The sequence below is a fragment of the Streptomyces sp. NPDC054786 genome (assembly GCF_053611685.1).
Genome location: NZ_JBSHAW010000036.1, coordinates 16131 through 39840 on the forward strand (window position 1 = coordinate 16131; position 23710 = coordinate 39840).

General features: G+C 72.5%; 21 protein-coding genes. 10 read left to right on the forward strand and 11 right to left on the reverse strand.

Going from position 1 to position 23710, the window contains the following annotated elements:
- The gene (locus ACWGI6_RS27540; RefSeq protein ID WP_453270006.1) at positions 1 to 774 is read right to left on the reverse strand and encodes an enoyl-CoA hydratase family protein; all 774 of its coding nucleotides are present in this window, start codon (positions 772 to 774) and stop codon (positions 1 to 3) included.
- A gap of 82 nt (positions 775 to 856) precedes the next feature.
- On the opposite strand from ACWGI6_RS27540, the gene ACWGI6_RS27545 reads away from it, so the two are divergent.
- On the forward strand, positions 857 to 1663 hold the full coding sequence (locus ACWGI6_RS27545; RefSeq protein ID WP_453270007.1) for an SDR family oxidoreductase: 807 nt from the start codon (positions 857 to 859) through the stop codon (positions 1661 to 1663).
- Between the two features lie 24 nt (positions 1664 to 1687).
- Positions 1688 to 2605 (forward strand): SDR family oxidoreductase, encoded by a 918-nt coding sequence (locus ACWGI6_RS27550; protein WP_453270008.1) that lies wholly within the window; start codon positions 1688 to 1690, stop codon positions 2603 to 2605.
- Positions 2606 to 2660: 55 nt separating this feature from the next.
- Here the strand turns inward: ACWGI6_RS27550 and ACWGI6_RS27555 are convergent, their stop codons facing one another.
- Both ACWGI6_RS27555 and ACWGI6_RS27560 read right to left on the reverse strand, forming a co-directional pair.
- Positions 2661 to 4103: an MFS transporter gene (locus ACWGI6_RS27555; RefSeq protein ID WP_453270009.1), complete on the reverse strand. Its 1443-nt coding sequence runs from the start codon at positions 4101 to 4103 to the stop codon at positions 2661 to 2663.
- 121 nt (positions 4104 to 4224) lie between these two features.
- Positions 4225 to 5016: a uracil-DNA glycosylase gene (locus tag ACWGI6_RS27560; protein ID WP_453270010.1), complete on the reverse strand. Its 792-nt coding sequence runs from the start codon at positions 5014 to 5016 to the stop codon at positions 4225 to 4227.
- Between the two features lie 154 nt (positions 5017 to 5170).
- Here ACWGI6_RS27560 and ACWGI6_RS27565 point away from each other — a divergent pair, with 154 nt between their 5' ends.
- From ACWGI6_RS27565 to ACWGI6_RS27590, 6 genes are all read left to right on the forward strand, one after another.
- Positions 5171 to 6343, forward strand: coding sequence for an NAD(P)/FAD-dependent oxidoreductase (locus ACWGI6_RS27565; protein ID WP_453270011.1), 1173 nt, complete (start codon positions 5171 to 5173; stop codon positions 6341 to 6343).
- 167 nt (positions 6344 to 6510) lie between these two features.
- Positions 6511 to 6828: a (2Fe-2S)-binding protein gene (locus ACWGI6_RS27570; protein WP_453270012.1), complete on the forward strand. Its 318-nt coding sequence runs from the start codon at positions 6511 to 6513 to the stop codon at positions 6826 to 6828.
- A complete protein-coding gene (locus ACWGI6_RS27575; protein WP_453270013.1) occupies positions 6809 to 8203 on the forward strand; it encodes an FAD/NAD(P)-dependent oxidoreductase in 1395 nt (464 codons plus the stop codon). Before ACWGI6_RS27570 ends, ACWGI6_RS27575 begins: the two co-directional genes overlap by 20 nt.
- Before the next feature lie 75 nt (positions 8204 to 8278).
- Entirely contained in the window at positions 8279 to 9175 is an 897-nt protein-coding gene (locus tag ACWGI6_RS27580) for a dihydrodipicolinate synthase family protein (RefSeq protein WP_453270014.1), read from the forward strand.
- Positions 9176 to 9187: 12 nt separating this feature from the next.
- Positions 9188 to 10189 carry a proline racemase family protein gene (locus ACWGI6_RS27585; RefSeq protein WP_453270015.1) on the forward strand — a complete coding sequence of 334 codons (1002 nt, stop codon included), beginning with the start codon at positions 9188 to 9190 and terminating at the stop codon, positions 10187 to 10189.
- A 93-nt stretch (positions 10190 to 10282) separates the two neighbouring features.
- Complete coding sequence (locus ACWGI6_RS27590) at positions 10283 to 10999, forward strand: GntR family transcriptional regulator (protein ID WP_453270016.1); 717 nt, start codon at positions 10283 to 10285, stop codon at positions 10997 to 10999.
- A 13-nt stretch (positions 11000 to 11012) separates the two neighbouring features.
- On the opposite strand, the gene ACWGI6_RS27595 is transcribed toward ACWGI6_RS27590, so the two are convergent.
- Complete coding sequence (locus tag ACWGI6_RS27595) at positions 11013 to 12398, reverse strand: aminopeptidase P family protein (RefSeq protein ID WP_453270017.1); 1386 nt, start codon at positions 12396 to 12398, stop codon at positions 11013 to 11015.
- A gap of 154 nt (positions 12399 to 12552) precedes the next feature.
- On the opposite strand from ACWGI6_RS27595, the gene ACWGI6_RS27600 reads away from it, so the two are divergent.
- Entirely contained in the window at positions 12553 to 14880 is a 2328-nt protein-coding gene (locus ACWGI6_RS27600) for a collagenase (protein WP_453270018.1), read from the forward strand.
- A gap of 76 nt (positions 14881 to 14956) precedes the next feature.
- Here the strand turns inward: ACWGI6_RS27600 and ACWGI6_RS27605 are convergent, their stop codons facing one another.
- From ACWGI6_RS27605 to ACWGI6_RS27615, 3 genes are all read right to left on the reverse strand, one after another.
- On the reverse strand, positions 14957 to 17359 hold the full coding sequence (locus ACWGI6_RS27605) for a glycoside hydrolase family 65 protein (protein WP_453270066.1): 2403 nt from the start codon (positions 17357 to 17359) through the stop codon (positions 14957 to 14959).
- 41 nt (positions 17360 to 17400) lie between these two features.
- Positions 17401 to 18165 (reverse strand): HAD family hydrolase, encoded by a 765-nt coding sequence (locus ACWGI6_RS27610; protein WP_453270019.1) that lies wholly within the window; start codon positions 18163 to 18165, stop codon positions 17401 to 17403.
- Between the two features lie 141 nt (positions 18166 to 18306).
- Positions 18307 to 18903 (reverse strand): Rv1733c family protein, encoded by a 597-nt coding sequence (locus tag ACWGI6_RS27615; protein WP_453270020.1) that lies wholly within the window; start codon positions 18901 to 18903, stop codon positions 18307 to 18309.
- 213 nt (positions 18904 to 19116) lie between these two features.
- Between ACWGI6_RS27615 and ACWGI6_RS27620 the strand changes: the two genes are divergently transcribed.
- Entirely contained in the window at positions 19117 to 19992 is an 876-nt protein-coding gene (locus ACWGI6_RS27620) for a universal stress protein (RefSeq protein WP_453270021.1), read from the forward strand.
- A 21-nt stretch (positions 19993 to 20013) separates the two neighbouring features.
- On the opposite strand, the gene ppk2 is transcribed toward ACWGI6_RS27620, so the two are convergent.
- The 4 genes from ppk2 to ACWGI6_RS27640 form a co-directional block, all read right to left on the reverse strand.
- Positions 20014 to 20835 carry a polyphosphate kinase 2 gene (gene ppk2, locus ACWGI6_RS27625; protein ID WP_453270022.1) on the reverse strand — a complete coding sequence of 274 codons (822 nt, stop codon included), beginning with the start codon at positions 20833 to 20835 and terminating at the stop codon, positions 20014 to 20016.
- 33 nt (positions 20836 to 20868) lie between these two features.
- The gene (locus tag ACWGI6_RS27630; protein WP_453270023.1) at positions 20869 to 22215 is read right to left on the reverse strand and encodes a nicotinate phosphoribosyltransferase; all 1347 of its coding nucleotides are present in this window, start codon (positions 22213 to 22215) and stop codon (positions 20869 to 20871) included.
- 61 nt (positions 22216 to 22276) lie between these two features.
- On the reverse strand, positions 22277 to 22576 hold the full coding sequence (locus tag ACWGI6_RS27635) for a dsRBD fold-containing protein (RefSeq protein WP_393904432.1): 300 nt from the start codon (positions 22574 to 22576) through the stop codon (positions 22277 to 22279).
- A 176-nt stretch (positions 22577 to 22752) separates the two neighbouring features.
- Positions 22753 to 23622, reverse strand: a complete 870-nt coding sequence (locus ACWGI6_RS27640) for a universal stress protein (RefSeq protein WP_453270024.1) — start codon at positions 23620 to 23622, stop codon at positions 22753 to 22755.
- Positions 23623 to 23710: the final 88 nt, after the last annotated feature.

Genomic DNA, 23710 nt, shown 5'->3' on the forward strand with positions numbered 1-23710 from the left:
TCAGCCTTCCTTCGTCGGTGTGCCGCCCGGCGTGCCGAAGGTGTCGCGGACGCGGTCGGCGACTCCGCTGAGGTTCGCCTCGAAGGTGAAGCCCTGCTCGAAGCGGTAGCTGCGCCGTACGTCGACGGGGTCGATGCCGTTGAGGGCGGCCTTGGCCAGACGGAGAAGAGAGCCGTCCTTCCGGGCGATCTCCCGGGCCAAGTCCCGTGCGGCCTCGCGCAGTTCCGCGCGCGGGACGACCTTCCAGACGGAGCCGTGCGCCCACAGCTCGGCGGCGGTGGCGGTGCGGGAGGTGTAGTAGAGCGCGCGCATCAGGTGTTGCGGGACCAGCCGGGCCAGATGGGTGGCCGCGCCGAGCGCGCCGCGGTCCAGCTCCGGAAGTCCGAAGGTGGCGTCGTCGCTGGCCACGATCGCATCCGCATTTCCGACGAGGCCGATGCCGCCCCCCAGACAGAAGCCGTGCACCGCCGCGACGACGGGTACCTCGCACTCGTAGACCGCCGAAAACGCCTCGGCACAGCCGCGGTTGGCGCCGATCAGGGCCCCGTGCCCGCCGGACGCGGTGTCGCGCTGCATCTCCTTGATGTCGACCCCGGCGTTGAAGCCGCGGCCCTGCGCGGTGAGGACGACGCAGCGGATGCCGGGGTCACGGCCGGCCGCGCGCACGGCGTCGGCGAGGTCGTACCAGCCCTGTACCGGAAGGGCGTTGACCGGAGGGAAGTCGGCGGTGACGACGGCGATGCCCTGGTCCGGCTCGGAGGTGGAGACACCCATGAGCAGATCAGCTACCTTTCCACCAAGCGTTTGTTAGGTAGCGAAGTTAGCAGCGGATGGCGCGCTGCGGGAGGGGTGCCCGTTGAGCCTGGCTCTCGATCTGTCCGGGCAACTGGCCGTCGTCACCGGCGGCACCCGGGGCGTCGGCGCAGGCATCGCCCGCGCCTTCCTGCAGGCCGGTGCGGAGGTCGTGGTCTGCGCACGACGGCCGCCGGACACCCCCGTCACGGCCGCCGGCCGCCCTGCGCACTTCCGCCCCCTCGACCTGCGCGACCCGGCCGCCGTACGCCCCTTCTTCGCCCAAGTCATGGCCGATCACGGCCGGTTGGACTGTCTGGTCAACAACGCCGGAGGCACGCCGTACCGGTTGCTCGGGGAGGCGGACACCGAGCGGCACGCCCGGGTCGTGGAACTCAACCTCCTCGCACCGCTGACCGCCTCGCTCGCCGCGTACGAGGTGATGCGGGAGGGGCCGGCCGGCGGTTCGGTCATCATGATCGGCAGCGTCAGCGGCACCCGCCCCTCGCCCGGCACCGCCGCCTACGGCGCGGCCAAGGCGGGCCTGGACCACCTCGCCCGCTCCATGGCCGTCGAATGGGCTCCCCACGTCCGGGTCAACACCCTCGTCCTCGGCATGGTGCGCACCGAACTCGCCGGCCTGCACTACGGCGACGAGGAGGGCATCGCGGCCGTCGGGGCCACCGTCCCGCTCGGCCGGCTCGCCGAACCCGCCGAGATCGGCGACGCCTGCGTCTTTCTCGCCTCCGACCGCGCCGCCTATCTGACCGGCGCGAGCCTGCTCGTCCATGGCGGCGGGGAGCGCCCCGCCTTCCTCGACGCCGCCACCGTCAACCATCCCGCCGAGCCCGACGCCACGAAGGACCACTGACATGACCGGAACAGGAGAACGGACATGACCGGCACCGGAATCTGCACGGGACGCGTTGCCGCCGTCACCGGAGCCGGCCGGGGCCTCGGCCGCGCCCATGCGCTGGCCCTCGCCGCCGAAGGCGCCCAGGTGGTGGTGAACGACCTCGGTGTGGCTGCCGACGGAGCCGGTGCCTCGGCCGGACCGGCCCAGCAGGTCGCCGAAGAGATCCGTGCCCGCGGCGGCCGGGCCGTCGCGCACACCGGCGACATCACCACCACCGACGGCGCCGCCTCGCTCGTCGCCACCGCCCTGGACGCCTTCGGCCGTCTCGACATCCTCGTCAACAACGCCGGCTTCCTGCGCGACCGGATGCTCGTCAACCTCGACGAGGACGACTGGGACGCCGTCATCCGGGTCCATCTCAAGGGCCACTTCCTGCCGCTGCGGCACGCCTCGGCCCACTGGCGGGCCGAGGCCAAGGCAGGCCGTACGCCCGACGCCCGGATCATCAACACCAGTTCGGGCGCCGGGCTGCTCGGCAGCGTCGGCCAGGGCAACTACTCCGCCGCCAAGGCCGGCATCCTCGGCCTCACCCTCGTCGCCGCCGCCGAACTGGCCCGCTACGGCGTGCAGATCAACGCCATCGCGCCGGCCGCCCGTACCCGTATGACCGAGCAGACCTTCGCCGGGACGATGGCGGCGCCGGCCGAGGGGGAGTTCGACGCAATGGCCCCGGAGAACGTCTCCCCGCTGGTGGTCTGGCTGTCCTCGGCCGGCAGCGCCGGGGTCACCGGCCGGGTCTTCGAGGCCGAGGCGGGCCGGATCACCGTGATGGAGGGCTGGCGCCCCGGCCCCACCGCGGACAGGAAGAGCCGCTGGACACCGGCCGAGGCGGGCGAGACGGCCCGTGAGCTGCTGGCCGCCGCGGGCACACCACAGCCGGTGTACGGGGCGCGGTGACAGGTGGGGCCACGGCCGGAGGGCAAGCTCCACCGTCGGCCCCTCCGCCATGCCCTCAGTCGGAGAGCGGTGAACCCCTGCGCGCACGCAGCCGTGGGGCGGTGACCGCGAGCAGACCGAAGGCGCCGAGGAAGGCCAGCACGGAAGTGCCGCGCAGGACGGCCTCGATGGCGGGACCGTCGGCGGCCGCGGTCGACGGGGAGCCGCTGATGACCTCCAGCACCGTCGTCGCGACCGCCACGCTCGCCGCACCGAACAGCACCAGGGACGTCAGCACCAGACCCGATGCCGCGCCCGTCCGCTCCGCGGGGACATGCGCCTGGGTGGCCACGTTCGTCAGTGCCCACCCCAGCCCGATGCCCACCCCGCAGACGGCGAAGACCACCGCGTACCAGCCCAGGGGCCGCACCCAGGTCAGCACCAGCACCCCGATGCCGCTGGTGAGCATGCCGCAGGCCATCAACCGCTCGGCACGCCAGCGCAGGGCCAGCCGCCCGGCCCGGTAACTGGCCGCTCCGACCCCGCAGGAGAGCGCCAGAAAGACCATCCCGGCGTGCGACGGCGACAGCCCCCGCGCCTGCTGCAGATAGAGCGCCGAGAGCACCGCGACCAGGCAATAGACCACATTCGAGAGCGAACCCGCGAGGGTGATCACATCGAACTTCACATTGCGGAACAGCGACAGATCGATCAACGGCTCCGGCGTCCGCCGCTCCACCGCCACGAACAGCGCGAGGAAGGCGATACCGACGGCGACGGTGGCCAGGGTGGGGGCGGAGGCCCACCCCCAGCCCTGCCCCTGGTCGACCGCGACCATCAGGCACGTCAGACCGAGGGCGACGGCCGCCGCGCCGGGCAGGTCGAGGCGGCGGGTCGCCCGCTCGTCGCGGGTCTCGGGGACAAAGCGCAGCACCAGCAGCGCGGCGACCAGACACACCGGCACATTCAGCAGGAACACCGCACGCCAGCTGACGTGTTCGGCAAAGACACCCCCCACGAACGGGCCCAGCGCGGTGCCGACGGAACTGAACGCCAGCACCGTACTGACCGCCCGCCCCTGCCGGTCGTCCCGGAAGTAACTGGTCACCACCGCCACGGAAACGGGAAAGATCAAGGCCGCACCGACCCCCTGCACGACCCGCGCGGCAATCAGCCAGGGCGCGTTCTGGGCGGCGCTGCACACCACGGACAGGGTGGCGAACACGGTCAGCCCGATCACGATGACCCGTCGCCGCCCGTGCAGGTCGGCGGCCCGGCCACCGACGATCATCAAGGCGCCGATGGCGACCATGTAACCGCTGATCAGCCACTGGAGGTCGGTCGACGAGGTGCCGAAATCCCTGGCGATGACCGGGAGCATCAGATCGAGCGCGAACCAGTCCATCTGCACGATGAGGATGGACAGCGCGGCAGCGACGATCACTGCCCGGTCCCGGTGCGAGAAGGAGCCGCCGCCCGAAGCGGCCTCCTCGGCCTGGCCCGCCAGGTGATGGCGCACAAGCACTCCTCGCCCGTAAAGCCGTAACCCACCGGTCTGCGCAGCCGTCCTGTTTCTCAGGATAGAAGTCGCCGTCCAGGGCCGCATGGCGGCGTATGCGTGATTCCCGGCTGTCCGGGTGTCAGTCCACTGAACGCTCGAGCCCCGCGAGCCCCGCCGCGCGTCCGAGCAGATCGACGAGCATGTCGAAGGTGAGCCGGCCGGTGAACGTATTGCGCTGGCTGGGGTGGTAGCTGCCGAGTACCTGGAGTTCCCGCCGCCGCCCGGTGGCGGGCAGGGTCAGCTGCACGCCGTGACCGAACGCGGGGCGGGGCCGGGGGAGTGGCCACCCCGCCTCGCCCAGTACGGGCAGCAGCGCCTGCCAGCCGAAGGCACCCAGCACCACGACCGTACGCAGGCCGGGGCTGAGGAGTTCGAGCTCCGCCGACAGCCACGGCCGGCAGGTGTGCCGCTCGGTGGGCGTCGGCTTGTTCTCCGGCGGAGCACAGTGGACCGGCGCGGTGACCCGCACGCCGTACAGCTCCAGCCCGTCGCCCCGGTGCGTCGCGGTGGGCCGGGAGGCGAGACCGACCGCATGGAGAGCGGCGAACAGGAAGTCGCCGGAGGCGTCCCCGGTGAACATCCGGCCGGTGCGATTGCCGCCGTGTGCGGCGGGTGCGAGCCCGACGATGGCCAGCGACGCGTCCGGCGGGCCGAACCCCGGCACGGGGCGCGCCCAGTACTCCTGGTCCCGGAACGCCGCACGCGGATGCGCGGCGGTCTCCTCCCGCCACTCCACCAGCCGGGGACAGGCCCGGCAGCGGACCAGCTGTGCATCGAGCTCCGCGAGCCCGCCGCACCGCCCCGCCTGAGAGGCGGGAAAGGCACTGTCGCCAGGTCCTGGCGGCGACCCCGCCGCCCCGGTCTCGTTCATCCCTCCACGCTAGACCGCGGGCGGTGACGAGGCGCGCTGCCGTCAGCGAAGCCGCCGGACTCCGGGAGCGGCGATTCCCGTGGGGCCGGGTGCCCCTCGACGGGACCCGCCAAGTCCCCTTTCCGGGACATGTGTTGTGTGACATATTACTGACGTGCCCACGAGACGCAGTCAGCCCCTGGATGCTCCGGATGTGGTCATCGTCGGGGCCGGAGTGGTCGGCGCCGCCTGCGCCTACTACGCCGGCCGGTCCGGCCTCTCCGTCGCCGTCGTCGACCGCGGCCCCGTCGCGGGCGGCACCACCGGCGCCGGTGAGGGGAATCTGCTCGTCTCCGACAAGGAACCGGGGCCCGAACTCGACCTCGCGCTGCTCTCCACCCGGCTGTGGCGCGAACTCGCCGCCGAGCTCCCGCCGGAGATCGAGTACGAGACGAAGGGCGGGCTGGTCGTCGCCTCCGACGAGGCCGGTATGGCCTCGCTGCGCTCGTTCCGCGCGGCGCAGGGCAGGGCGGGCGTGCAGAGCGCCTGCCTGTCCGCCGACCGGCTGCAGGACGCCGAACCGCATCTGGCACCCGGCCTCGCCGGAGGCGTCCTCTACCCGCAGGACGCCCAGGTCCAACCCGCCCTCGCCGCCGCCCATCTGCTGCGCGCCTCCGGGGCGCGGCTGTATCTGGGCGCGGAGGTCACGGCCGTTCTGCGGGGGCCCGGCAAGGCCGTACGGGGCGTCCGGACCCCGCAGGGCGACCTCCTCGCTCCCGCGGTCGTGAACGCCACCGGTACCTGGGCCGGCCGGCTGGCCTCGCTCGCCGGGGTGACCGTCCCCGTCCTGCCCCGTCGGGGATATGTCCTGGTCACCGAGCCGCTGCCACGCGTCGTGCGCCGCAAGGTCTACGCCGCGGACTATGTCGCCGATGTGGCCAGCGGGTCGGCCGCGCTGCAGACCTCCGCCGTCGTCGAGGGCACCCGGGCGGGGCCGGTCCTGATCGGTGCCAGCCGCGAACGCATCGGCTTCGACCGCACGCTCTCGGTCGAGGTGCTGCGCCGGCTCGCCGCCCAGGCGGCGGCTCTGTTCCCCGTATTGGCGGGTGTCCGGGTGATGCGCACGTACCAGGGGTTCCGGCCCTACCTCCCGGACCACCTCCCGGCGATCGGCCCCGACCCACGCCTCCCGGGCCTGCTGCACGCCTGCGGCCACGAGGGCGCGGGCATCGGCCTCGCCCCGGCCACCGGCCGGCTGATCGCGGCCGCGCTGACGGAAGCCCCCGGCCCGCTGGACGCGCGGCCATTCCGCCCGGATCGTTTCGCCGAAGGGGCGGGGCAGGGATGAGCGGGGCCGAGCCCGCGGGGGCAGGGGTGGACGGGGCCGAGGCGGACGGAGCCGGTCCGGAAAGGGCCGGGCCGGCCGGTGCCGGGATCGCCACACCCGACCACCCCTGGTTCCGGCCCCGTTGGCGCCCACGTCGCCCGCTCACCACCACAGAGAGGAGTCCGGACATGCCCCGACGCCACCCCGCCGACCTCGTACGGGCCGAGCCAGGACCGGCGTTCGAGATCAGTTTCGACGGGCGGCCGCTGCCCGCGCTGCCCGGTCAGACCGTCGCCGCCGCACTCTGGGCGGCCGGGGTGCTCTCCTGGCGGACCACCCGGGGCGACGGGCGGCCGCGCGGGGCCTTCTGCGGAATCGGCTCCTGCTTCGACTGTCTGGCCACCGTCAACGGTCAACCCAACCAACGGGCCTGTCTGGTGCCCGCCAGGCCGGGGGACGCGATCACCACCCAGGAGGGTCACGGGCGTGCCGAACTCACCGTCTGACACCCATGACCTCGTCGTCATCGGCGCGGGGCCGGCCGGGCTCGCCGCCGCCGTCACGGCCGCCGGCTTCGGGTTGCGGGTGGCGCTCGTCGACGCGGCCGCCCGGCCCGGCGGGCAGTTCTACCGGCAGCCGGCCCCCGGACTGGGCGCCACCCGCCCCGAGGCCCTGCATCACTCCTGGCGCGCCTTCGCGCGGCGCACCGCGCGGCTGGACGAGCAGCTCGCCGCGGGCCGGGTGAGCCACTTCGCCGCGCACCACGTCTGGGCCGTCACCCGGGACACCGCGCACTGGACCGTGCACGCGGTCACCGGGCCCGACGGAGCGCAGGGCCGGGCAGAGGTGACCGCGCGGAAGGTGCTTCTCGCCACCGGCGCGCACGAGCGTCAACTGCCCTTCCCCGGCTGGACCTTGCCCGGTGTCGTCGGCGCGGGCGGCGCGCAGGCCATGCTCAAGGCGGGGCTGGTGCTGCCGGGGCGGCGGATCGTGGTCGCGGGCAGCGGGCCGCTGCTGCTCGCCGTTGCCGGATCGCTCGCCGCGGCCGGCGCCACGGTGCCGGTCGTCGCCGAGGCGAGCGGTTACGCCGGATACGCCCGCGCCCCGCGTACGTTGGCCGCCAACCCCGGCAAGCTCGCCGAAGGGGCCGCGCACGGGGCCACCCTGCTCCGGCACGGCGTACGCATCCGTTCCCGCAGCGCGATCACCGCCGTGCACGGCGCCGACCGGGTCGAGGCCGTCACCCTGACCCGGCTCGACCGGGACTGGCGGCCGCTGCCGGGGACCGGACGGCGCATCCCGTGCGATGCGCTCGCCGTCGGGTACGGGCTGGTACCGCAACTGGAGCTGGCCACCACGCTGGGCTGCGCCACCCGCCGCACCCCGGACGGCACCTGGGCGCTGCTCCTCGACGACCAGCAGCGGACCACGGTCGACGGGGTCTGGGCCGCCGGTGAGGCCGGCGGCGTCGGGGGTGCGGAACTTGCCTTTGCCGAGGGCGAGTTGGCGGCCCACAGCATCGCGCACCGGGTTGCCCGCAGCGCGCTGCGGCGGCGCCGCGACCGGCTGCGCCGGTTCGCCCGGACCATGGCCGCCGCCCATGCGCCGCGCCCCGGCTGGACCGACTGGCTGCGCGAGGACACCGACGTCTGCCGCTGTGAGGAGGTCACCGCCGGGCGGATCCGGGAAGCCGTCGCCGGCCTCGGCGCCCGCGACACCCGCACCGTCAAATTGCTCACCCGGGCCGGAATGGGCTGGTGCCAGGGGCGGATGTGCGGCTCAGCGGTGGCCCGCCTCGCGGGGGAGGCCGGGCCCGCGGCCGACCGCAGACCACTCGCCTGTCCCGTCGTCCTGGGGGAACTCGCCGGAGAACAGGGCTAGTCCAACCTCCGGGCGACCTTGGCAAGTCCCTGGGACACTCAGTAAAATGTCACACCTCATAGAAGGAGACTTCGTATGGTCACGCGCACCCGCCCCTGGCACGGCATCATGGTTGCCACCGCCCTCCCCTTCCGCGACGACCTCTCCGTCGACCACGACGCCTACGCCGCGCAGGTCGCCCGGCTCCTCGCCGCCGGCTGCGACGGCGTCGTCCCCAACGGCTCCCTCGGCGAGTACCAGACGCTCACCGACGAAGAGCGCGCCCGTGTCCTCCGTACCGCGGTGGAAGCCGCCGGTGACGGCGACCGGGTGATGCCCGGTGTCTCCGCCTACGGCAGCGCCGCCTCGCGCCGCTGGGCCGAGCAGGCCGCCGAGGCGGGTGCCGGTTCCGTACTGCTGCTGCCGCCCAACGGCTACCGTGCCGAACCGGCCGCGGTCCGTGCCCACTTCGCCGAGGTGGCCGCGGCCGGCCTGCCCGTCGTCGCCTACAACAACCCCTTCGACACCAAGGTCGACCTCACTCCCGGCCTCCTCGCCGAGCTGTACAACGACGGCAGCATCGTCGCCGTCAAGGAGTTCAGCGGCGACGTCCGCAGGGCGTACGAGATCGCCGAAGTCGCGCCGGAACTGGACCTGTTGATCGGCGCCGACGATGTTCTGCTCGAACTCGCCCTCGCCGGCGCCGTTGGCTGGATCGCGGGCTGTCCGAACGCGCTGCCCGAAGCGTGCAGCACCCTCTACCGGTCCGCCGTCGCCGGTGACCTCGACACCGCGCTGCCCCTCTACCGCACCTTGCATCCGCTGCTGCGCTGGGACTCCAAGCCCGAGTTCGTGCAGGCGATCAAGCTCGCCATGGACCATGCCGGACACCGCGGCGGCCCGACCCGCCCGCCCCGCTCCCCGCTCACCGCCGAGCAGGCGGCCGCGGTCCGCGCCGCCACCGGGAAGCTCCTCGCCGACGGCCACCACTGAGAGGGACTCCGCATGCGCACCCGCCATGTGTTCCACGCCGTCGACTCCCACACCGAGGGCATGCCCACCCGCGTCATCACCGGCGGCGTCGGCGCCATTCCCGGCGCCACCATGGCCGAGCGCCGACTGCACTTCGCCGAGCACCGCGACGCCGTCCGTACGCTCCTGATGTACGAGCCGCGCGGCCATGCCGCCATGAGCGGCGCGATACTTCAGCCGCCGACACGCCCCGACGCCGACTACGGCGTCCTGTTCATCGAGGTCTCCGGCTATCTGCCGATGTGCGGCCACGGGACGATCGGGGTGGCCACCGTCCTCGTCGAGACCGGCATGGTGGAGGTCCAAGAGCCCGTGACCAGGGTGCGGCTCGACACCCCCGCCGGACTGGTCACCGCCGAGGTGCAGGTGAGGGACGGGGCGGCCACGGCCGTCACCCTCACCAATGTGCCCGCCTTCTGCGCCGGACTCGACCGCAAGGTCACCGTCCCGGGCTACGGCACGCTCCGCTATGACCTCGCCTACGGCGGCAACTTCTACGCGATCCTGCCGCTGGACAGCGTCGGCCTGCCCTTCGACCGGGCCCGGGCCAAGGACATCCTCGCCGCCGGACTCGCCCTCATGGACGCCGTGAACGCCGCCGAGCGGCCGGTCCACCCCGAGGACGAGAGGATCGGCGGCCTCAAGCACGTCTACTTCGCCGCGCCGGGGTCCCACGCCACCCGCTCCCGGCATGCGATGGCCATCCACCCCGGATGGTTCGACCGCTCGCCGTGCGGCACGGGTACCTCCGCACGGATGGCACAGCTGCATGCGCGCGGCGAACTGCCCCTTCACCAGGACTTCGTCAACGAGTCGTTCATCGGAACGGAGTTCACCGGCCGGCTGGTCTCGGAGACCACGGTCGGCTCGCTCCCGGCCGTCGTCCCCACCGTCACCGGCCGGGCGTGGGTGACCGGCACCGCGCAGTACTTCCTCGACCCGTCCGACCCGTTTCCCGCAGGTTTTCTGCTGTGAGCAACGGCCGCGATACCGGCCGTCGTCCGCACCGGGGAGTTTGCGCAACGTGACATTGTACGCTGGCACTCCGCGCCAACTCGGAGGACCACGATGGGTGAACTCAAGCACCGCAGCCTGATCACCGCTCAGGAGCGGCTCCGCGATCAGGTCGCCCATCAGCTGCGCGCGGCCCTGATCGCGGGGGAACTGCGCCCGGGGTCGGTCTACTCGGCCCCGGGCCTCGCCGCGGACTTCGGTGTCTCCGCCACCCCGGTGCGCGAGGCGATGCTCGACCTGGCCCGCGAGGGGCTGGTCGAGCCGGTCCGCAACAAGGGTTTCCGGATCACCGAGGTGAGCGAGCGCGACCTCGACCAGTACACCGAGATCCGTGCCCTGATCGAGGTCCCGGTCGTCGGCCAGGTCACCCGCACCGCCGGCCGCGCACAGCTGGAGGCCCTCCGCCCGGCCGCCCTGGAGATCGTCGCCGCCGCCCGTGCGCACGACCTCATCGGCTACCTGGAGGCCGACCGCCGCTTCCACCTCGAACTGCTCGGCCTCAGCGGCAATGACCGCCTGGTCGAGACGGCCGGCGATCTGCGCAAGCGCTCCCGTCTCTACGGCCTCACCCGTCTCGATGAGCGCAACCAGCTGCTGCCCTCCGCCGAAGAGCACGGGGAGCTGCTCGATGTGATGCTGACGGGCGATGCCGAGGCGGCCGAGTCCTGTATGGCCCGCCACCTCGGCCATGTCCGTTCGCTGTGGGCCCAGGGCCGCGACGAACCACTGGTGCCACGGCCGCAGCGCACGCCGGGCGTCCGCCAGGGCTGACCGGGCCGTCGGGTCAGGCCGGCCCGGAGAGGAGTCCGGCCATCCACTCCTCCACGGCGTCGGCGGTGCGCGGCAGTGCCGACGACATCAGCCGGGCACCGTCCGCGGTGATCACCAGATCGTCCTCGATACGGACACCGACGCCGCGCAGTTCCCGAGGCAGGGTCGTGTCGTCGGGCTGCAGATAGAGCCCTGGTTCGACCGTCAGGACCTGCCCCTCCGTCAGAACGCCGTCCAGGTACTGCTCCGCGCGGGCCCGGGCGCAGTCATGCACATCGAGTCCGAGCATATGGCCCGAACTGCACAGCGTGTAACGCCGGTACAGGCCGCTGTCGGTGGCGAGCGCCTCCTCGGCAGGGATGCGCAGCACGCCCCAGTCGGCCAGCCCCTCGGCCAGGACGCCCGAACAGGCCCGGTGGAAGTCGCGGAAGCTCGCCCCCGGCTTGAGGGCGGCGATGCCCGCGTCCTGCGCGGCGAGCACCAGCTCGTACACCCGGCGCTGGACGGGGGAGAAGCGTCCGGACAGCGGCAGGGTGCGGGTGAGGTCGGCGGTGTACAGCGAGTCGGTCTCCACCCCCGCGTCCAGCAGCAGCAACTGGGCGGGATCGAGCGGCCCGTCGTTGCGGATCCAGTGGAGCACACAGGCGTGGGCGCCGACGGCGGCGATGGTCTCGTACCCCGTGCCGTTGCCCTCGGCGCGGGCGCGCAGCTGGAAGACTCCTTCGATCCAGCGTTCGCCGCGCGGGTGGCGCAGGGCGGCGGGGAGGGACCGTACGACATCCTCGAAGCCGGTGGTGGTGTGCGCGACGGCCTGCTGCAGCTGGGCCACCTCCCAGTCGTCCTTCACGAGCCGCAACTCGCTGAGGACCGAGGCGAGTTCGGTGTCCTGTGAGGCGTCCCGGTCGGCCCGGTGGCGGGCGAGGTCGTCCAGGTGCGCACAGCGGAGGCCGGTGAGCCGCCCGGCCTCGGCCAGATCGGGGCGGCGGCCCACCCAGAACTCGCCGTAGCGGCGGTCCCGGTAGAACGCGCCGTCGCGGTCCCGCGGCGGCCGCGGCCGGAGGTACAGCACCGGCTCGCCGTCCGGTTCCAGCACCAGGACGTGCCCCGGCTGGTCCTCACCCGTCAGTCCGGTCAACCAGGCGTAGGCGCTGTGCGGGCGGAAGCGGTGGTCGCAGTCGTGGGAGCGGACCTTCAACTCCCCGGCGGGGACGATCAGTCGCTCGCCGGGGAAGCGCGCGGCGAGCCGGGCCCGGCGGCCGGCGAACCGTGCGAAGCCCGGGACGCGGGGCCCGTCGGGGAGCGGGGCGGCGGCCCACTGACCGGTCATGAAGCCGGCGAGGGCGTCCGACACCGGCAAGTCATGGCTCCCGGTGTGGAGTGGGGCGGCGCGCGAGGTCATATCGACACCTCCGGTAAAGAACGTTACCTGAAGCCTTGTCAGTGCAATTTCACATTACTATGTTACGGGTCACACCTCGTGGAGTGAAGGCCATTGCCGCAAACCCCACACAACCCCCCACCCCCTCCCGGAGGTTCAGGTGTCACACCCGCGTATGCCGCGCAGAATCCTGCTGGCCGCGACCCTCGCCACCACCCTCGCCCTGCCGGCCGTCCAGGCCGCCCAGGCGGCACCCCACACGTCGGCCACCTCCTCGCAGCGGCCCCGGGCGCAGCACCCCGGACACCGGCCCGCCGCCCCCAGCGCCAACCCCTTCGACCAGGTCCAACGCCTCGCCAAGACACCGAGGTTCGACCCCGCCCCGGCACCGGCGCCGCGCTCCCTCGTCGAGAGCGGCCGTATACCGGGCCCGCAGACCAAGCCCGTCGGCGTGCCGCACCGTCCCAGACCCGTCGTCGCCCCCTGCACCCTCGACGGCATCACCGGCCTGAGTCCCGAACAGCTCGCGGACTTCCTCGCCGACCCGGCCGTCACGGCCGACGACTGTCTGCGCAACCTCGTCTGGACGTGGGACCCCCGGCTCATCCCCGTCATGTCCGACGCCCACGTCCAGGCGGTGGCCCGTCGCATCACCGGGCTTGCCGCCGCCCATGACGGCAAGAACACCAGCCATCTGTACGAGATGTTCACGTACTTGCACGCGGTGGCCTACCAGGACTTCTCCCGCGACGAGATCGACACCACCGACGCCCCCACCGTCGATGCCGTACGCGGCGCCGTCGAGGCCTTCGGCACCGCGGCCCGGACCTTCGACGTCACCCGGGTCAACGCCGACACCCTGCGCGAAGCCCTCTACGCCGCCAGTGCCCCGGGCCTGCGCCAGCATCAACTCGACCTGATTCAGAAGGTCCTGGCCACCATGGACCCGGCCCACTCCGCCACTCACAAGGACCCGGCATGGGCCAACGCCGCCCTCGCCGGCCTCTCGGTCAACTACCTGGGCGTCTACCCCGGCAACAAGGACACCGCCTTCCAGTACGCGGTCGCCACGGACCCCGGGTACCGCGCCGTCTTCAAGGCGTTTGCCGGATACACCCATCTCAAGGGCACACCCAACGCCTGGGTCGTCCGCGATGCGCTCGGGGAGTACGGCCGCTTCGGCCAGATCGACTCCTTGAAGAAGGCCATCGTCACCGACCTCGGCGCCCTCCTCCCCCTCACCGTGCGCAACTTCGGCGACGGCAGCGAACCCTGGGCCAAGGTCGCGTCCTGGCTCATCTCCTTCGACGCCTGCAAGCCGTACGGGGTGTGCAAGGAGGACATCGAAAAGCGGATCTTCCCGCGCACCTACTCCTACGACAACGGCGCCATCAAGGTCCGCACCGCCCTCGACCGTGCCGTCGTCGACCAGCTCTACTATGCGTCCAAGCAGGTCAGGGCCCAGTTCCACCGGGTGCTCGGGACCACCGAACCGCTGGCCGGTGACCCCAACACCACACTCACCATCGTCCTGTACGCCGCACGCGCCGACTACGAGGTCTACCACCCGCTGCTCACCGGAATGGGCACCAACAACGGCGGCGTCTACATCGAGCAGGGCGCGACCTTCTACACCTATCAGCGGCGCGTCCCCCAGGACTCCAGCCTCACCCTCGAAGAGCTCTTCCGGCACGAGTACGTCCACTACCTCAACGGCCGCTTCGCCGTCCCCGGCTTCTTCGGCGAAGGCCCCTGGTACGAGGGCGACCGCACCACCGCCATGGACGAGGGCAGCGCCGAGTTCTTCGACGGCTCGACCCGTGACAACGGCATCGCCGTCCGCCGGTCACTCGTCCGCGACATCATGACGGACACCACGGGCGGCAAACCCCGCATGAGCATCAACGAGTTCCTGCACGCGACGTACGACCACGACGGCTTCCGCTTCTACTCCTACGCCGGGACGTTCTTCGAGTTCCTGTGGCGCGAACACCCGGCGAAACTCCAGGAGATGTACCGGTATCTGCGCGCCGATGACCCGGCCGCGTTCGACTCCTGGCGCAACCGCATGGGCTCCGACGCAGGGCTGCAGCAGCAGTACGACGCCTTCCTCGACGCACAGATCGCCCTCGTCGACGACCTCTTCGTACCGAACACGACGTTCACGCCCAACGCTTCCCTGAAGTTCGCCACCCCCGCCGAGGTGCAGACCGCCTTCGCCGCCGCCACCGCCAACACGCCCGTCTGCAAGGACGAGGGCGACCGCGGCAACGGCCGGTTCACCTGCAACGGCCGGATCACCGCCAACCTCGCCAACTCCGGCAACCCCGACCAGGTCTTCAAGGACATGTCCGAAACCGTCGACTACTTCCTCCTCGACCGCACCGGGCCCACCGCGAACAACTTCACCGACATGAACTGCTCCTTCGGTCCCACCGACGTCTGGCCCTCGGGCCGGGCGGGCAGCGCGGACTTCCGCTGCGAGGGCCCACTGCGGCGCTGAGGCAGCCGCCCGTCCTCAGCGGGACACGGCCCGTCCGGCGGGACGGGCCGTGTCCGGCAGGGGCCGCCTGCTGCCGTCAGTCCTCGGGCAGGTCGAGCCGGCGCGACGTACCGGGGGCGAGGGAGAACGAGCGGTCGCGCAGCTTTACCCGCACCGCGGCGTTCTCCGAGGCCGGTACCGCGATCCGTACCTGCTCGGCGCGGATGCGCAGATCGATGTCCCAGTGCCGCCGGAAGCGGATGCGGACCCCGAACTTCGAGAGCTCGGGCAGCGGCGCCGGGTCGAGCCACAGCGCCTGGTCGCGGGTCTCCAGACCGGTCATACCGCGCTGGACGAAGTCCAGGGTGCCGGCCATCGCGCCGAGGTGGATGCCCTCCGCGGTGGTGCCGCCCTGGACGTCCGCCACATCCCCGGTCAGCGCCTCCTCGCAGTACGTCCAGGCGTCGGGACGGTGTACGCGGGCCAGGACCCAGGCGTGGACCAGGGCGCTGAGGGTGGAGCCGTGGCTGGTGCGGTGGAGGTAGTAGTCGACGGTGGCGTGCCAGAGGTCGTCGTCGAGGCGGTGGCCGAGCCGGCGGAACACCGAGGCGAGCTCCGCCGGCGAGAAGAGATAGCCCAGCATCAGCACATCGGCCTGTTTGGAGGCCTGGTAGCGGTTGACCGTATCGCCCTCCGCCTCCAGGATCCGGTCCAGCCGGCGGATGTCGCCGTAGCGCTGCCGGTATCCGTGCCAGTCGAGCTCGGCGAGGTCCCCGTATCCGGCGAACTGGCTGATCACCCCGCGGTGGTAGGGCACATGGAGCCGGTGCGCGATGTCCTCCCAGCGCTCGGGCTCCTCCGGGCAGAGCTGGAGGCGTTCGCACAGCTGCCGTTGATGGGCCTCGGGGAGTGTGCGGCACAGCTCGAGGGCACGCATCAGCACCCAGGCCGCCGTGACGTTGGTGTACGCGTTGTCGTCCACGCCCGGTTCGGCGGCTCCCGGATAGCCGTCGTGGTACTCGTCGGGACCGACCACCCCACGGATGCGGTACCGGCCCAGCGCGGCGTCCCAGTCCGCGGCCGATGCCCAGAAGCGGGCGATCTGCAGCAGCATCTCCGCGCCCCTGGTGTGCAGGAACTCCGTGTCGCCGCTGGCCTGTCCGTACTGCCACACGTTGTAGGCGATCGCCGATCCGACGTGGTGCTGGAGCCGGGAATGATCGGGCAGCCAGCGCCCCGAGTGCGGGTTGAGATGGAGTTGCTGGGTCTCCTCACGGCCGTCGCCGGCGCTCTGCCAGGGGTACATCGCGCCGGTACGGCCCGCTTCCCGCGCCGCATGGCAGGCGGCGGGCAGCCGCCGGTAGCGGTAGTCCAGCAGCGACCGGGAGACCTGCGGAAGGTGCAGGTTCAAAAACGGCAGCACGAACAGCTCGTCCCAGAAGACATGCCCGCGGTACGCCTCGCCGTGCAGGCCCCTCGCCGGCACCCCGACATCCAGCTCGGCGGTGTGCGGCGAGAGGGTCTGCAGGAGATGGAAGAGGTGCAGACGCAGGATTCCGCCCGCCTCGCCGGGGACCTCCAGCTTGGCCTGCCGCCACAGATTCTCCCAGGCGCGGCGGTGCGACGCCCGCAACTGCCGGAAGTGCGGGGCCAGGACCACACAGTCCACGGCCGCATGCCGCGGGCTCTCGATCGCCGGGTCGCGGGAGGTGAACAGCGCCACGGTCTTCTCGACGACCGCGGGGGAGTCGGGGACGACGGGCAGGACCAGGGCGTGGAACGCTGCCAGTGCGGTGAGCTGCGGCATGGGCGCCCCGCCCCGGCCGGAGGAGGCGCGGGTCCGGGCGGCCAGCGCGATACGGATGTCCGAGTCGAGGGTGCGGCAGCTCAGCCACACCGTGTCCCGTCGCTCGGCACCGGTCTCCCACCCCGTCAGATGCTGGTCCGCCAGCTCGCGGTAGCGCGCGACGCCGGCATTGCGCACCGCACCGTCGATCCCGGACTCCACCTCCACCGTGCCGGCCCACCCATGGGACGTGAAGCAGGTGCGCAGCGCGGCCAGATGGGGCTCTCCCATGTGCACCAGGCGGCACTGCTCCACGCTCAGCCGCCGGCCGGCCTGGTCCTCGTAGACCGACCAGCGGGTCAGCGTGCCGTGCCGCAGGTCCAGGGTCTGCCGGTGCTCCGCCAGCTGCGGGTGGTCGGGGGAGAGCCAGGGGCCGGGCGCCGTGTCGGCGGGGCACATCCGGTAGCGCAGCGGGAGCCAGTTGGGCAGGTTGACCATGTCCTCGTTCTCGACCGGGCGGCCCGCCACGATGGAGGTGAGCCGGTTGTAGCAGCCGGCGGCGTAGGTGCCCGGGTAGTGCGCGGGCCCGGCCGGCACCTCGGACGCCGCGCCGCGGGTGACGAAGTAGCCGTTGCCGAGCGCGCAGAGCGTTTCGCGCAGCCGTTCCGTGTCCGGGTCGTACCCCTCGTACGACCAGCTCCAGGGGCGCGTCATCCGCCCGCCCCGGACGTCGTACGACCAGGTCCAGGCGCCCGTCATCCCCCCTCCCCGGACGTCAGCAGCTCGCCGGGGTCGGTCACGACCACATCGGCGCCACGGCGGCGCAGTGCGGTGGCACGGTACGGGCCGGCCGTCCGGTCCACGCCCACCACGAGGCCGAATCCGCCGCGGCGGCCGGCCTCGACACCCGCGAGGGCGTCCTCCACCACGGCGGTGTCCCGGGCCGGGACACCGAGTCGCCGGGCGGCTTCCACGAAGAGCGCCGGGTCCGGCTTGCCCGGCAGGTCCATCCGGCGCGCCTCGTTGCCGTCCACCACGGCCTGGAAGAGCCCGAGCACATCGGCCGCGGACAGCAGCTCGGTGGCATGACGGGACGCGGAGACGGCGGCACACGGCACCCCCTGGTCCCGCAGCACCCGCAGCAGGCGCACGGTGCCGGGCCAGGTGGTGACGGCATCGGTCCGCAGACTCGCGGTGAACAGCGCGTCCTTGCGGGCCGCGATGGCGCCGACGGTGTCCGTGCCCGGCGCGTCGTCCGGGGTGCCGAGCGGCAGTTCGAGGCCCCGTGCGCGCAGGAACGCGGCCGCCCCGTCCTGCCGGGAGAGGCCGTCGACATGGCGCAGATAGTCGTCCACCGGGTCGAAGGGGCGTTGTCCGCCGACGGCCGCCAGACATGCGTCGAAGGCGCCCTTCCAGGCCCCGGCATGCATCCGGGCGGAGTCGGTGATGACCCCGTCGGTGTCGAAGACCACGGCCCGCAGTGAGTGCAGGCAAGCGGCCAGGGACGGCGCGCCGCTCATGGTGACGGTTCCGTTCGTCGGTGTGTCCCTTCCATGGCACCACGGCTGTGGGCCATGGGCGCGCCGCACGCCGTCTCCCGCTCGGGTGGGTGCCGCCGGGCCGGACGGGCTCGGCGCGACCTGGCGCCCCCCCGCGTCGCTTCACGCCGCCTGTTGCCCCCACCGGGGGTCTTCCGCCGCCCACTCCCGCTCCCACTGGGCGTAGCGCCGGCGGTCCAGGAGGGCGCGGCCGGTGCGTTCGGCGCCGAGCAGCAGCAGAGCGGTCGAGCTCGCGGCCACGGTGCCGATCGCGATGCTCTCGCCCCTCGCCTGGGTGGGTGTGACGGGATCGCGTATCAGCGCCCCGCGGCCGTCGAGCCGGGCAGAGGTACGGTCACCGGCCCGCAGGCCCGGCGCCACTGCGGTCTCGCCCGTCCGGACCGCGCCATCGGCAGCCGTCCAGCGCACCGTTGCGTGCACCCGTGTCACGGCGCCGCCCGAGACGTCCACGCCGATACGGGTCGGAGGGTCCTCGGTCAGAACGGCCGCGACGGAGTGGCCGCCGGCCTGTGCGGCACCGGCATCCACCGTGCCGGCGGCCGCCAACCCCGCGGCCGGCCCGGCCACCACGATCAGCACGCCGGTGACCAGCACCATCCAGGCCTGGGCCACATCCGACCGTCGCCGGAGCGGATTGCGCCGCCACGGCCAGAGGATCTTGCTGCGAGCCCTTGCGACCTGGCTTCCGTCGTTGCCCACGATGCCTCCGTGGTGTGCCCCGCACCGTGGCGGGCCACACCTCCACGGTAGTCGCGGTGCGAGTCCGGGGCGCTCCCGGCGGAGCGCCCCCAAAGCGCCGAGAGGATCCGGTCGGCCCATCGCCGGTGGCCATCCGTCCCCTGCGCGCACCGGACCGTGGTGCGACGGTGGCAGTACGGCCTCTTCGCCGAGGAGCGAAAGGAAGTGGGGGCGATGGAGCATCCGCTGACTGTCGGAACCGACGGATCGGATGCCGCGTTCCGCTCGCTGGACTGGGCGGTGGACGAGGCGGCACGCCACGGACTCCCGCTGCGGATCGTCCATGCCTCCCGGTGGGAGCGCTACGAGGGGACGTCACAGGCGCAGGGCCCGGATCGTCCCAGCGAGCAGGTGCTGGCGGAGAACATCGTGGAGTCGGCCGCCGCACACGCCCGACGCCGTCACGCGGACGTCAAGGTCTCGGCGGAGGTGCTGGCCGACGACGCGGTCACCGTCCTGCTCAACGAGGCCCTCCATGCCTCGGCGCTGGTCCTGGGGTCGCGGGGACGCGGGGAGATCACCGGCCTGCTGCTGGGGTCGGTCAGTCTGACGGTTGCCGCCCGCGCCCGGTGCCCGGTGATCGTGGTCCGTGGTGACGCTGCCGGACTCGCGGGCACGCATGCGCGCATCCTCCTCGGCGTCGCCGACCCGGCCGGCGAAATGGCGGCCGTCCGCTTCGCCTTCCGCGAGGCCGAGGTCCGCCGTTGCACGCTGGAGGCGGTCTGCGCCTGGCGCCACCCCGCACACGAGACGCCCGACGCCCCGCCGCCCCCCGCGGAGGCCCACCGCTACCACGAACAGCAGGCATCTGCGCTGCTGGACGACGCTCTGGCACAGGCGGCCGACGCGCATCCGGCGGTGCGGGTGCACCGCGCCATGGTTGAGGGACCGGCCCACAAGGTCCTGGTGCAACGCGCCGCCGCCGCGGATCTGCTGGTGGTCGGAGCGCAGCGCCGACAGGGACACTTCGGTCTGCAGCCCGGCCGGGTGGCGCACACCGCGCTCTGCCACGCCGCCTGCCCCGTGGCGGTCGTGCCGCAGCACGCCTGAGCCGGCGCCGCGGCCCTGCGCCTACTTCTCCAGCCCGGCCGCATGATCGGGAACGTAGGTCTGCAGATCGCGGGGCGGCCGCTGATAGCCGGTGGCCGGAGGCCGCGGCGGCAGGGTGAGCTCCGGCGGGGCGACGGCACGGTAGGGCACCGTCGACAGCAGATGGGCGATCATGTTCAGCCGGGCCCGGCGTTTGTCGTCGCTCTCGACGACGTACCACGGTGCCTCCGCGATGTCGGTATGGACGAACATCTCGTCCTTGGCCCGCGAGTACTCCTCCCAGCGGGTCAGGGATTCCAGATCCATGGGGGAGAGCTTCCAGCGCCGCGTCGGGTCCTCCAGCCGGCGCCGGAACCGCCGCTCCTGCATCTCGTCGCTCACCGAGAACCAGTACTTGCGCAGCAGGATCCCGTCCTCCACGAGCATCCGCTCGAAGACCGGGCACTGCCGAAGAAACCGCTGGTGCTCGGCCGGTGTGCAGAAACCCATGACCCGCTCGACACCGGCCCGGTTGTACCAACTGCGGTCGAACAGCACCATCTCGCCCGCCGCGGGAAGGTGCTCCGTGTAGCGCTGGAAGTACCACTGGGTGCGCTCCCGCTCGGTGGGCCGGGGCAGCGCCACGATCCGCGCCACCCGGGGGTTGAGGTACTGGGTGGCGCGTTTGATCGTGCCTCCCTTGCCGGCCGCGTCACGCCCCTCGAAGACGACGACCAGCCGGGCACCCTCGGTACGCACCCACTCCTGGAGCTTCACCAGCTCCGTCTGCAGCCGGTACAGCTCCCGCTCGTAGCGCGACCGCGACAGCTTCCCGGGGCCCTTGCCGCCCTGCTTGTCCGCCATACGACGACGGTACGGAGAAAAGCCCCCGGCGGCTCAGGCGTGCGAGCCGAACGGGGCCAGGACCTCGCGCTCGACCTGCCGCCGGACATGCTCGGTCAGGGCGGAGAGCCGCCTCGAGACCTTCGCCCGCACGGCCTGCGGCGACCGGGTGTACCGGGCTGTCGCGGGCAGCTCCGCGACATCGGCCGCGACCCGCTCCCGGGCGTCCTCCACACGGCCGCGCGGTGTGCTGCGCTCGCCCCCGCGCATCAGCGTTTCCAGCAGCGGCGTACTGCCCGGGGGAACCGGCTCGTCGGCCAGGCCGATCACATCGTGGCACCCGGGCCGGCGGAAGACCTGCTTGCGGCCCGGTGCGGTCGCCTTCGCCACCGACAGCTTCATCACGGGGCGGCCGTCGTACGCGACGAGCTTGTACGCCGAATCCAGCGAGGGCGCGTCGGCGCTCACCCCGATGCTGGTGCCCACGGCGTATCCGTCGATCGGCGCTCCCGTCCGCGCCAGATCGTGCACGGCGAATTCGTCCAGCCCGCCGCTGGCGACGATGCGGACCTGCGGCAGTCCCGCGTTGTCCAGGATCGTGCGGGCCCGGAAGGCCAGTTCCGCGAGGTCACCGCTGTCCAGCCGGATGGCCGACCCGTCACCGCGCCCCAGCGCATTCAGCACCCGGGCCGCCGCCGCGACGCCGGATTCGGTGGCGTAGGTGTCCACCAGAAAGGTCACCGGTCCGGGATGGCAGAGCGCGAACGCGGTGAACGCCGCCTCCTCGTCCCCGAACGCCTCGATGTACGAGTGCGCCATCGTGCCGACCGTCGCCAGATCCTCGGCGTGGGCCGCCGCCACATTGCTGGTGCCCGCGAAACCGGTCATGGCACCCAGCCGGGCCACCTGGTGGGCGGCAGCGGTTCCATGGGTGCGCCGCAGCGAGAAGTCCACGACGGAGCGTCCCCGTGCGGCGAGCACGCATCGGACGCACTTGGACGCGATGGTCGTCTGATGGGTGAGGTGATTGAGCACATACGACTCCACGAACTGCGCCTGCGGCAGCGGAGCGGTGAGCTCCAGCAACGGTTCATCGGCCAGCACGACCCGCCCCTCCGGTACGGCCCGGACCTCCCCGGTGAAGCGCATCCCCAGCAGCGGAGCCAGATCCCTCGCCGGCCGTTGCAGCGCCTCCGCGAACACCTCGACATCATCGCGTCCGACGGCGAAGTCGGAGAGGAAGTCGAGGACCGTCTCGGCCCCGGCGGCGATCAGGAACCCCCGGTCCGGCGGCAGGGCCCGCACGAAGCAGCTGAATGTCGCCGGTTGCGTCATGCCCTCGTGCAGATAGGAGAGGGCCATGGTCGCTTCGTACAGGTCGGTGAGCGTCGCATCCGACATGGCCGACTCCTTCCACGGAGCGCCGTGCCACCGGTCGGCCGGGACGGCGCCCGCATCGGACTCACGCCATCGCGCTCGCCCAGCCGTAGGAGGCGCGATGCTCATGCCGGGGCGGCCCGGCACCGACGCCTTCGAGATCAAGATCCGCCACCCGCTGCAACTGACCGGCGAGGTCCCTCATCGCACGCCCGGCCGCGATCTCGTCCCCGATCTCCGGTACATCCGGGTCCTCGGGGCTGCAGCGGGCCGTGCCGCGCCCGGTGAGGGTGGTGGTTCCGGTCCGGAGCACCACGCGTGCCTTGGTCGTTCCGTCCTCCTCGAAGAGGTACAGACGGACGGGCCACTCGACTGTCGTTGCCATGGTTACCTCTGCCTTCTACCGGGGTCGTCGCCTCAGGCCGCGAACGGGGCCGTCACGCCCTCGGCAGCCGGTCCCCGCCGGTATGAGCCCTCACCGTCATCATCCGCCTTCTGCCGCGGGGCGTCATGGCGCCGGCCACCGGCCGTCTCAGACCGTGGACGCCCGCCGTCTCGCGGTCATGCGTGCGGCACCACTGCCACCGGACACGGGGCGTGGTGAACGACCGCCTGGACGACATGGCCGATACGAGGCGTCGGCAGCCGGTGCCGGTGCCGTCGGCCGACGATGAGCAGCCCCGCGTCCGCGGCGCTGTGCAACAGGGCCGGCGCCGGACTCTCCATCACCACACGCTCGTCCACGTGCAGGTCCGGATACTTCTCCCGCCACGGGTGCAGGACCGCGGCCAGCTCCTGCCGTGCGTCCTGCGCGGCCTCCTCGGCGGCGATCGGCTCCACGCCACCGCCCCGGTTGTACGCATACGAGGGCAGGTGCCTGCCGTGTACGGCACGCAGGGTGACGGCCCGCCGCGCGGCGGTGTCGAAGGCGAAGGCGAGCAGCGCCTCACACGGTCCGTGCAGGCCCACCCCCACCATCACCTCCCCGTCCTGCTCGACCGCCGCGGCGTCCCGCCGGGCGCGGACCAGAGCCGTGGGGCACTCGGTGTGCGCCACCAGCTTCAGACCGAGCTCGCCGAGGGCGAAGCGGGACACCGGACCCAGGTCCCGTGAGCCCAGGACCAGCAGGTCCGACTGTCCCGCGGCTTCCTGCAGGGCCTCCAGCGGGTCTTTGGACACCAGGACCGGGTCCACCGGGAGGTCGGGGAAGCGGGTGCGCACTGCGGTGACGGCCTCGTCCATCATCCGATGGGGCCAGTAGTTCTGATCCCCTTCCTCAAGGGGGTGGGGCACCGGCTCCGGCGTGAGCAGCACCCAGGCATGCAACAGCCGCAGGCGTGCATGGCGCAGCCGTGCTTCCTGTGCCGCCCACTGGATCGCGGACAGGGACTCGGGCGTACCGTCCACACCGGCGGTGATGACGTCCTTCATGGCCTCGCTCCGTTCCTGGCGCGCTCGGCGCATTCGCGCCCATACCTCCAGGGTGCTCGACCTCGCCCGCTCCGGCATGAGCCACTCG

Bases quoted from the DNA above. Each gene is read 5' to 3' on its own strand.
- ACWGI6_RS27585 (WP_453270015.1), top strand. From the start codon at position 9,188: ATGCGCACCCGCCATGTGTTCCACGCCGTCGACTCCCACACCGAGGGC.
- ppk2 (WP_453270022.1), bottom strand. From the start codon at position 20,835: ATGGCGGACAAGCAGGGCGGCAAGGGCCCCGGGAAGCTGTCGCGGTCG.
- ACWGI6_RS27620 (WP_453270021.1), top strand. From the start codon at position 19,117: ATGGAGCATCCGCTGACTGTCGGAACCGACGGATCGGATGCCGCGTTC.
- ACWGI6_RS27640 (WP_453270024.1), bottom strand. From the start codon at position 23,622: ATGAAGGACGTCATCACCGCCGGTGTGGACGGTACGCCCGAGTCCCTG.
- ACWGI6_RS27605 (WP_453270066.1), bottom strand. From the start codon at position 17,359: ATGACGCGCCCCTGGAGCTGGTCGTACGAGGGGTACGACCCGGACACG.
- ACWGI6_RS27635 (WP_393904432.1), bottom strand. From the start codon at position 22,576: ATGGCAACGACAGTCGAGTGGCCCGTCCGTCTGTACCTCTTCGAGGAG.
- ACWGI6_RS27600 (WP_453270018.1), top strand. From the start codon at position 12,553: ATGCCGCGCAGAATCCTGCTGGCCGCGACCCTCGCCACCACCCTCGCC.
- ACWGI6_RS27595 (WP_453270017.1), bottom strand. From the start codon at position 12,398: ATGACCTCGCGCGCCGCCCCACTCCACACCGGGAGCCATGACTTGCCG.
- ACWGI6_RS27550 (WP_453270008.1), top strand. From the start codon at position 1,688: ATGACCGGCACCGGAATCTGCACGGGACGCGTTGCCGCCGTCACCGGA.
- ACWGI6_RS27570 (WP_453270012.1), top strand. From the start codon at position 6,511: ATGCCCCGACGCCACCCCGCCGACCTCGTACGGGCCGAGCCAGGACCG.
- ACWGI6_RS27590 (WP_453270016.1), top strand. From the start codon at position 10,283: ATGGGTGAACTCAAGCACCGCAGCCTGATCACCGCTCAGGAGCGGCTC.
- ACWGI6_RS27630 (WP_453270023.1), bottom strand. From the start codon at position 22,215: ATGTCGGATGCGACGCTCACCGACCTGTACGAAGCGACCATGGCCCTC.
- ACWGI6_RS27540 (WP_453270006.1), bottom strand. From the start codon at position 774: ATGGGTGTCTCCACCTCCGAGCCGGACCAGGGCATCGCCGTCGTCACC.
- ACWGI6_RS27580 (WP_453270014.1), top strand. From the start codon at position 8,279: ATGGTCACGCGCACCCGCCCCTGGCACGGCATCATGGTTGCCACCGCC.
- ACWGI6_RS27610 (WP_453270019.1), bottom strand. From the start codon at position 18,165: ATGAGCGGCGCGCCGTCCCTGGCCGCTTGCCTGCACTCACTGCGGGCC.
- ACWGI6_RS27560 (WP_453270010.1), bottom strand. From the start codon at position 5,016: ATGAACGAGACCGGGGCGGCGGGGTCGCCGCCAGGACCTGGCGACAGT.